This window comes from Alkalibacterium sp. m-11 (genome assembly GCF_054658155.1).
In genome coordinates this window covers 1-9,593 of sequence record NZ_BAAGIR010000073.1, presented here as the reverse complement: position 1 = coordinate 9,593, position 9,593 = coordinate 1, and the positions used below count along the sequence as shown (strand labels likewise).

9 protein-coding genes are annotated in these 9,593 nt (G+C 42.3%); 1 reads left to right on the top strand and 8 read right to left on the bottom strand.

Annotation, left to right across the window (positions count from 1 at the left end; genetic code table 11):
- Positions 1-276 precede the first annotated feature (276 nt).
- The 3 genes from ACYQ2O_RS08150 to ACYQ2O_RS08140 form a co-directional block, all read right to left on the bottom strand.
- Positions 277-747: a glutathione peroxidase gene (locus tag ACYQ2O_RS08150; protein ID WP_459770658.1), complete on the bottom strand. Its 471-nt coding sequence runs from the start codon at positions 745-747 to the stop codon at positions 277-279.
- 13 nt (positions 748-760) lie between these two features.
- The gene (locus ACYQ2O_RS08145) at positions 761-2,650 is read right to left on the bottom strand and encodes a heavy metal translocating P-type ATPase (RefSeq protein WP_459770656.1); all 1,890 of its coding nucleotides are present in this window, start codon (positions 2,648-2,650) and stop codon (positions 761-763) included.
- A 272-nt stretch (positions 2,651-2,922) separates the two neighbouring features.
- Positions 2,923-3,060 (bottom strand): ribbon-helix-helix domain-containing protein, encoded by a 138-nt coding sequence (locus tag ACYQ2O_RS08140; RefSeq protein WP_176759613.1) that lies wholly within the window; start codon positions 3,058-3,060, stop codon positions 2,923-2,925.
- Positions 3,061-3,136: 76 nt separating this feature from the next.
- Between ACYQ2O_RS08140 and tnpB the strand changes: the two genes are divergently transcribed.
- Entirely contained in the window at positions 3,137-4,216 is a 1,080-nt protein-coding gene (tnpB, locus tag ACYQ2O_RS08135; RefSeq protein ID WP_459770654.1) for an IS200/IS605 family element RNA-guided endonuclease TnpB, read from the top strand.
- A 140-nt stretch (positions 4,217-4,356) separates the two neighbouring features.
- On the opposite strand, the gene ACYQ2O_RS08130 is transcribed toward tnpB, so the two are convergent.
- The 5 genes from ACYQ2O_RS08130 to ACYQ2O_RS08110 are packed head-to-tail and all read right to left on the bottom strand — an operon-like array spanning position 4,357 to position 9,272.
- Entirely contained in the window at positions 4,357-5,214 is an 858-nt protein-coding gene (locus tag ACYQ2O_RS08130) for a VOC family protein (protein ID WP_459770652.1), read from the bottom strand.
- A gap of 57 nt (positions 5,215-5,271) precedes the next feature.
- Complete coding sequence (locus ACYQ2O_RS08125; protein WP_459770663.1) at positions 5,272-5,739, bottom strand: glycosyl-4,4'-diaponeurosporenoate acyltransferase CrtO family protein; 468 nt, start codon at positions 5,737-5,739, stop codon at positions 5,272-5,274.
- A gap of 29 nt (positions 5,740-5,768) precedes the next feature.
- On the bottom strand, positions 5,769-6,881 hold the full coding sequence (locus tag ACYQ2O_RS08120) for a glycosyltransferase family 2 protein (protein WP_459770650.1): 1,113 nt from the start codon (positions 6,879-6,881) through the stop codon (positions 5,769-5,771).
- Positions 6,882-6,918: 37 nt separating this feature from the next.
- Positions 6,919-8,421, bottom strand: coding sequence for a phytoene desaturase family protein (locus tag ACYQ2O_RS08115; RefSeq protein ID WP_459770648.1), 1,503 nt, complete (start codon positions 8,419-8,421; stop codon positions 6,919-6,921).
- Between the two features lie 32 nt (positions 8,422-8,453).
- Positions 8,454-9,272 (bottom strand): phytoene/squalene synthase family protein, encoded by an 819-nt coding sequence (locus ACYQ2O_RS08110; protein WP_459770661.1) that lies wholly within the window; start codon positions 9,270-9,272, stop codon positions 8,454-8,456.
- Between the last annotated feature and the right edge of the window lie 321 nt (positions 9,273-9,593).

Below are 9,593 nucleotides of genomic sequence, written 5' to 3'. Positions count from 1 at the left end.
ACCGGAACTCTTCAAGCCATTTTTAAAAGAAAATCAGCTGAATCAAATATCAAAAGCGGCATAATAATCGGTACCAAGTCAATGACACCAAGGGTCAAAGGCTATTTTTTAACTGCAAAACTTGAGTCAATTACATTTCAAGAAGAAAGCTCTAATATTTAAAAAAAATTAAGCTAAACTGCATAAATAAAAGCCTTGTCAGCACCAAACAACTGTGATTCGGTAACTTAACAAGACTTTGTTTTAAATGTTTTACATGTGAAGAAATCTTCTTTTTTATTTATCTAACTGCTTTTTCAGTTCTTCTTCTACTTTTTCAGGACCAGATACAGGAGAGAAACGTTCGATCACTGATTCCTGCGGCCCTATTAAAAACTTAGTATAGTTCCATTTAATCATCTTCCCGCCTGTCTGTTCTTTAAGATACTTGTACAAGGGGTGAGCGTCATTCCCGTTGACTTTGATTTTTTTAAATAATGGAAAAGTCACGCTATAGTTCATGGTACAGAATTCCTTTATTTCGTCATTTTCCAGCGGCTCCTGATTCATAAACTGGTCACAGGGGAATCCTAGTACCTGGACTCCCTTATCTTTGTACGCGTTGTATATACTCTGGAGCCCTTCAAGCTGCCCCACTAGACCGCACTTGCTGGCCGTATTGACAATAATCAGCCAGTTATCTCTATATTCATCCAGTGTCTGTTTCTTTCCTTCAATCGTTTCTACTTCAATATCATATAAATCCATGGGGCATTCTCCTTTAACTGTTGTGCTGAAAACTCGATGATCTGAGCAGACGCAGGCCGTTCAATATAACTAGTATCGTGCTGCCTTCGTGTCCAATGACTCCTAAAGGAAGATTGATCAGCTGCAGCAGATTCACTATGATCAGAAAAACAATCACGGCAATCGAAAATACAACATTCTGCATTATGATTCTGTTCAGGCGTCTGGACAGTTTATGACTATAAGACAGCTGCTGCAGATCATTTTTTACAAGCACCACGTCAGCAGCTTCCATAGCGAGATCCGTTCCCGCACCCATTGCAATTCCGATGGAGGCATTCGCCAGAGCCGGAGCATCGTTTATGCCATCGCCTACCATGACAATTGTGCCGTACCGTTTCTTCAGTTCCAGAATCAGTTCCGCTTTTTCGTCAGGTAGGCAGTTGGCTATCACCTCATCGACTCCTATCAATGAACCGATCGATTCACCTGTCGCCTGATTGTCTCCAGTTATCATGAGCGTCCTGATGTTGTGACTTTTAAAATAGTCTACTGTTTCTTTTGCTCCGGGAGCCGGGAGATCCAGTAAAGCAATATAGGCAGTCAGTTCATCATTTTTTGATACATACAAAACTGTCTTTCCCTCATTCTGTCTGTTCATTGCTTCAATTGCCAAGTAATCATCATCATTTTTAACAACAAATTCTTTCTTTCCTATTTTATATCTGTCTGTTCCGTCAACGCCTTCCATCCCTTTTCCTTCTACTTCATTGATCAGGTCAAAGTGGAACAGTCTGCCTTCCGTTTCAGCACTCAAATGATCGACAACTGCTCTCGCAAGGGGGTGGCTGGACTGTTTCTCCATAGCGACAACGACCTGCTGGATCTCCTTGCCATATGACTGATCATTAAATACCACATCCGTCACTTTCGGTGCTCCTTCAGTCAGAGTTCCGGTTTTATCAAATGCAACTGCGCTGATATGACTAAAATTCTCAAGGTAGGAACCGCCTTTATACAGCACGCCGTTTTTAGCTCCGTTAGAAATCGCCGATAAAGTGGCGGGACTGGCTGAAGCCATCAAAGCACAAGGTGAAGCAACAGTAAGCAGGACCATTCCTCTGTAAAATGATTCTGTGAAACCCCAACCAAGAATATAGAGAAAAACAAGAATCATGACTGGCACAAAAACTAGAACAATTTTTACATAATGCGTTTCTATCGACTGAATGAATGTTGCTGTCTGAGACGGTGTACCTTGCGCTTCATCAACCAGTCTGATTATTTTAGCGAAAAGTGTGTCTGAATAGTCAGTGGTCACACGAACCTTAATAGGCTGAGAAATATTCACAGTTCCCCCGATCACTACATCTTCCGCCTGCTTACTTACAGGGACCGATTCGCCTGAGACTGCTGATTCATCGATGAGCCCATACTGACTGATTAGCTGACCGTCTATAGGAATGGCAGCTCCCTTCGGAACAAGGACACAGTCACCTATTTCGAGAGCTTCAGTTTCGACTTCTTCAGTTCTGCCTTCTTTTGTGAGGCGGAGAGCTGTGTCAGGTGTAAGCTTCATCAGGTGAGAAATGGCATCTGTACTTTTATTTGTTGTGTAGATTTCAAGTGAGCCACTAAGTGAGAAAATGAAAATCAGCAGAGCACCTTCCAGCCAGAAACCGATGATCGATGCCCCTACTGCTGCGAGAACCATCAGAATATCAACATTGAGTGACCGGTTTCTTACCAGCTCCATTATGCCTTCTTTCCCCTGATAATACCCGCCAATGATAAAGGAACTGATAAAGAGGACGACATCCAACGGTCTCCAGTTATTATATGATGCAATGCCACCGAACAGGATCAGAAACCCACTGATCACGGTCAGAAGCATTGGCTTGTTATTTTTAAATAGTGCCTTCATATTAGTCACCCTCGTTTATGCTTTATATGTTAAAGATAGCACAATCTTTAGCAGGGACCCAGTGTATTCATTCAGATGAGAATGATACTATTTCTCATTATCCATAATCTTGCCATTATTACTAAAAAGACCTTTGACAGACATATGTATTTTCTGCCAAAGGTCCCATTTATTTTAACGTAATTCCGAAAGAAGTCTCCCACTTCTAAACGTATGGGTGCGAAGCACCAGTGAAAGTGGGAGATGAATGTCGGTCAAGCGATAGCTTGAATTTATTTTTCAAGACCTTTTCTTATTAGTTCGAGGATAGCTGCTGTTCTTGTCGGCAGTCCATTTTCTTTTTGATAGGCGTCTACTTTTTCTAAAATGATTTTTGGCATGCGTATTTCTACGCGTTCTTTGTCAGACATATGTTCACCCCCGACTTGATTGTACGGTATTTTTACAGTATAATCAAGTAGAAAACTAAAAGAGGAGGTGACAAATATGTTGAAAGCATACAAGTACAGATTATACCCAACCGAACAACAAAAAGACTATTTTGCGAACTGTTTCGGATGCGTCCGCTTCATCTACAACAAAATGCTCAGCGACAAAATCGACCACTACAAAGAAACGAAACAGATGCTCCACAATACACCGGCTCAGTACAAAAAAGAATTTTCATTTTTGAAAGAAGTGGACAGTCTAGCCTTGGCGAATGCCCAACAAAATCTGGAAAGAGCCTATAAAAACTTTTACCGAGACAAGTCCGTCGGTTTCCCGAAGTTCAAATCCAAACACAAGTCAAAAGCGAGTTATACCACCAATAACCAAGGCGGAAATATCCGAATGGAAAACGGAAAAATCAAACTTCCAAAAATTGGTTTCGTGAAACTGAAGCAACACAGAAAGTTTGAAGGAGTCATCAAGTCGTGCACCATTTCCATGAACAAGTCCGGAAAGTATTTCGTTTCTATTCTGGTGAAATCAGAAGAGGAGAAAATGGAAATCACCGAAAGGAAAATCGGGATTGATTTAGGCCTTTCGGATTTCGCTATCACTACCAACGATTTAGGTGAGATAAAGAAATACAAAAACCCCAAACATCTGTATAAATCAGAAAAGCAACTCAAGAAAGCCCAGCGTTCGTTGTTCCGCAAACAAAAAGGCGGTAAGAACCGAAACAAAGCCCGCTTGGTGGTTGCTAAGAAACACGAAAAAATCGCCAATCAACGGAAGGATTTCTTGCACAAACTATCCAAAAAGATTACAGACGAAAACCAAGTCATTGTAATCGAAACTCTGTCCAGTAAGAACCTGATGAAAAATCATAAACTGGCAAAAAGCATTGGTGATGCAGGATGGTATGAATTCGTCCGACAATTAGAATATAAATCCAAGCAAAAAGGACGGACACTTATCAAAGCAGACCGATTCTATCCGTCTAGTCAGGTTTGTTCGAGTTGCGGACACCGAGACGGCAAGAAGCCGCTCAATATCCGGGAGTGGGACTGCCCGACATGCGGGGAATACCTTGACAGAGATATCAATGCCAGCAAAAACCTCTTGGCATTGGCCAAGTAAAAGAAAATCAATGAGGCAGGGACTGCCTTTTGAGCCTACCCCTATCCGATTCCTCTGTCTGTATGAAGTCTGTGCAGATAAGAATGGAGTTCGTAGGAAGCCCCCACTTCAAAATCCAAAGGATTTAAGTGGTGGGTAGTTCACTCTATAACATTAAAGGTAATAATGATGCCATTCGGGTCAGTTACTGACAAACTGTCCTGTTCCCGTTCGAAGGGATAACCGTTTTCTGACAGACGATCGGCCAGCTTATCAATATCTGTCCGGTCAGGCAGAACAAGCGTAAATTGACGTAGTCCCAAATCGCCGGATCGTCGCTTAGGTAAGCCACTACCTGCCCATGTGTTCATTCCAATATGATGGTGATAGTCTCCAGCAGCAATAAAACGTGCCTGAGCACCATACTTGTATTTCAAATCCATTCCAAGAGCATCAGTATAAAACTGCTCTGATTCTTTCAAGTCTGATACGGACAAGTGTATATGACCCACGACAGTTCCTTCAGGAAATAATGGAGATACTTTCTCATCCCGACTGTCCAGCACGCCGTGTGCATCCATCTGTTCTGTCACACCTGGAATCGTTCCGTCATCGTTGATCACCCACTCTTCTTTAGGCTTATCACGGTAAATCTCGATTCCATTGCCTTCAGGATCCTGCAGATATAACGCTTCGCTATAACCATGATCCGAAGCACCGGCAATTGCCACTTCATTTTTTAAAAGATTGTATAATGTATTTCCTAAATGCCTGCGCTCAGGAAGCAAAAAAGCGGTATGGAACAGACCTGCTTTCACTTCTAAGTTATCCTGACCTTGGGTTTCTTCAAGAATAAGCAGGACCTTTCCTGATTCTGCAATACCTAATTTTGATTGTGAGTCAGTTTTTTCAATCAGACTAAGTCCGACTGTATCAGTATAGTAACGCGTCATTTTATCCAGGTCTCTCACATTCAGTTCAGCATACCCTATTTCCATCAGTTTATTTATTCTACCCATCCTTATCCTCCTTTAATTTTACTTACTTTTATATAGTAACACGGATTCGGAATAAAATCATCTTCTTTTATATCTTCTTTGAGCAATCATCGCCAGCCTGATACGATTATATCTCTGAATAATAATAAATGGGACATTTACGATGATTGCATAGAACACCATGACAAAACCCGCCCAGACTGGATTCCACAAGAAAAACAATGGTGCAGGAAGAAGAAGCAGAAGATGAGTCAGTTCTGCCCTTTTCGTTTCCATTATAAACAGCTGCATTGTTTCTACTGTCGTATCAGCCAACTGTTTCTTCTTATAACCCATCTTGAAAAGTGAAGCACCATCCGGGAGTCTGTCTTTCCATTTGTGTACATAAAATACATTTCTCCAGAGCTTCCCCTTTTGTTCAAAGGACCGCTCTCTGAATAAGATGTCTGACGGGTGGTCAGGTCCAAAGTAACTGTAGGGGACTTTCAGGAGACCGAGTGAAATGCTCACGTGGAAAAAAAGCCATACTGCTATGTTTACCCACACTAACCTCAACAATCCTTTCTCCTTTCAGCCTAAAACTTTATTTCTCTGTTCCGCCATCTGACTCTTTTCAGTATTTTCACCTGAAAGACTGCCCAGAGATACAGAAACAGAAAGACTATGATATAAATTACCGGAAAGCCTGCTGTCCATAGCGGAAACTGACCGACTTTGTTCATCAGCCACCTGAACTGCACACAGTAAAAGAAATAGATCAGACCAGGAAGTAGAATACCTGCTGGTCCAAGGGTAACTAATGTCTCGATCAGTATAGTCGTCGACAGGCAAATCCCCGCTATCCACAACGCAATACTTAACAGAACTAAGGGGTGGGTCCCTTCCGATCCATGAAGCAGGCTTTTCGTCCAGCCACTGACCAGCTGACTGAAGCTTTCAGGAAACATCCGGAAATGGACAGTCTTCTTTCCACTGAACACATCAACAGGCAAGCCCGTTTCTTTATACCGTTTTGCCAGTTCGATGTCATCCATGTGGCTGTCCAGTATAGTCCTGTGCCCACCAACTTCTTCATAATGATTACGCGTCGTAAGCAGAAACGGGCCAAAAGCTCCTCTCTCTTCGATACTTTTGCCTAATAGGCTGAACCGATTGACCCCGGCCATGACCATGATATTTGGAACGATCGATGCTGTTTCGTAAACTTTTTTTATCTCATGAAAGGGTTGTATGGATAACAAGCCCTTGTCCTGTTGATTCAAATATTGATCAGCAACTGATTCAAGCGCCCGGTCATTGACAAAGTAGGTGTCGGCATCCAGGAAGAGCAGCCATTCTCCCTTTGCCTTTTCGGCTCCTATCCAGCAAGCTGCAGATTTTCCCCCTGATTCAAGTTTTGATTCTTCAGTGGACAATACTTTCGCATCGTGCGCTGCCGCAATCCTAGCTGTATCGTCTGTGGATTCATCATCCACAACAATAACTTCCAAAGCCTTATAAGTCTGTCTATTCAAGGACTTCAATAGGTTCGGCAGAGATTCTTCTTCGTCTCTGGCCGGGATAATGACAGAAAGTGCTGGCAGATTTCTGTCAGATTTGGTTAAAGGAATGGCGGGTATTTTAAACAAAAAGAAACACCCGCTCATCAGACCGATAGAAAGGAGCACGGCAAGTATTCCCTCACTCATCTGCGCACATCCTTTCTCTCAATATGATTACCAGCTGTTACTTGTCTTCATTTATGATGATGTTGGCGACTTGCTGCCCACTTAACGTGACCATCGGCATTCCGCCACCGGGGTTGACCGATCCTCCGGCAAAATAAAGGTTCTTGTACTGGTCACTTTTCTTAGGAAACTTGAACCCCTTGTTCTTTTTCCGGTCAGAAACAACACCGTAGATTGCGCCATGTGTAGAGTAATAAGTCTGTTCAATGTCCACAGGCGTCCACTGATCTTCAACTACAATATGTTTTCTCAAATCAGTCAGACCCATATGCTCCAGTTTGATCAGAACACGTTCTCTCAGCTGAGCATAATCAGCATCGGTAAACGGCCGATCCTGATTATAAGGAATATGCGGAAGGATCTTGATATTCTCATGTCCTTCAGGTGCCTGAGACGGGTCGGTCTTGTTGCTGTTTACAAGATAAATCGTTGGGTCCTCAGGCAATCCTTTATCTTTAAAGACTGTCTTGTAGTTACGCTTGGAGTTTTCAGAGAAGAAAAAGTTGTGATGAGCCAGCTGCGGGTAAGTCCGGTCGACACCAAGGTGAAGCACGAGGCCGGATGCTGCTGGTTCAAATGTCTCTTCCAGTTTATCTGTATGGGCGGCATCGACATTTAAAAGTCGCTTGTAGGTGGGAATAACTTCCATGTTTGAAACGATTTTATCAGCCCTGACATGCTCACCATTGCCAAGCTTTATACCTGTCACTTCATTCTCTTCATTCGTATCGATTGCTGTCACTTCAACACCTGTATGAAAGCTCACACCGACTTCTTTTCCAAGTTGGACTAAACCTTCAGCCAGCTTGTGCATGCCTCCGTCGACATACCAGAGTCCCATTTTCTTCTGTACGTATGCCAGAACATTCAAGACAGCCGGTGCTTCATCTGCAGAGGAACCGACATATTTAATGTAATACTTCAGCATGTCCCTCATGTAAGGATTTTTTACACGCTTATCAATACCTTGAGCCATTGTATGGAAATAATCGAACCCCTTCAATGCAGGGATAAGACCATGGTAATCAATGATGGATTTCAGATCATCCAGTCCTTTATTAAAATACCCTTCTTCAGTTGCCTCATATAATCGGCGAGTATAATCAAGATAATTGCGGTATTCCTGAAGGTCCGTATCACTTAACGCAGGATTCTTCTGCTTCATTTCATCCAGATCATTGTACAAATCAATGGTTGTCCCGTCAGTGAAGAACGAACGCCATTCCAGATCAAGTTGTCTGAGAGGCACATAGTCTGCCAGCTTTTTTCCGTTTCTTTTAAATAATTCATCAAAAATATGAGGCATGGTGAGAATAGATGGCCCGAGATCGAAGCCGAATCCTTCTTTTTCCAGCCTGTTCAGTTTGCCGCCCAGGTGACTGTTTTTTTCATACAAGGACACAGTATAGCCGTTTTGAGCCAGTGATATGGCAGATGACAATCCACCCAGTCCTCCACCGATGACTACGACCGTTTTCCCCTGATGGTTTACTTTCGTCATATTTTCTGCCTCATTCTTGTAAATTTTCTCTCTCACTTATCAAATTGCATCTTTACTTCTCTCAATATTCGCATTTTCATTATCATGGAAGTCTTGGTTCTCTTGGAAAAGCAGTCATAATTATTCTGTCTCACAGCGTCAAGTATTCCGCCGTATACTTTTGATGACAAGGCAACAGGATACTGACTATCCTTGTCAAAAAGATCTAATGATTTAGTGAAGTCCAGATAAAGCTGTTCAGCCCTTAAGGCAAGTGTTTCCCAAATACTGATAAATGATTCGTTGATCACTCCATCAGACAGATTCTGTTCAGTATAGTTAAACTTCTTCATTAAACCAGACGGCAGATAAATACGATGAATCTTCCGGTAGTCTTCTCCGACATCTCTTAATATGTTCGTCAGCTGCATAGCGACGCCTAAAGCGATTGCCTGCTCTTTTAACTCCTGATGGTTCTCAGTTGCTATGATCGGAAGAAGCATCAGACCAACAGATCCAGCTACATAGTAACTGTAAGCCTCCACTTCTTCCAGCGTCGAGGGCTGTTCGAAATGATAGTCCATTGCCTGCCCTTTCAGCTGATCATAAAATGGTTGAATCGGCATATCAAATCTGCTGAAGACATCTCTCAATGCGTGCCAGATCGGGTGGTCCGCTTCTCTCCCTTGCTCAAATCGGTTCAGTTCGCTGGTCAGCATAGCCAGTGCTTCAGCCTGCTGCTCTTTTGTTTCTGCTTCATCGATGCTGTCATCTGCCAAGCGACAGAAAGCATAAATGGCATACACTGCTTCAGCCTTATCTTTTGGCAGCTTCGAAAAAGCAAAATAAAAACTCTTGGACTGTTCTTTTATAATCTCTTCGCAGTAAGCATAGGCCTGATCTATGCCTGAAGAGTGTATCCGTTCTTTTTCGATACAAGCTCCTCCTCTAAAAAATATAAATGGTATAGAGAGTGTTCTTAAACTCTATTTCCATAACACTTGTCATTTACATTATTTAATTCATAGTAACATACTTCAAATATAATCAATATATGATACGCCACCAGGTATGTGTCAAGACTTTGGCGGAAACTTTTTTTCTAGAGATGGTAACTCTTCAATTTTAATATTAAAATGGCTCATTCTGTGTGTTTCATTACCCAAACATTTTCTTCAGTTGTCCCATTGGAC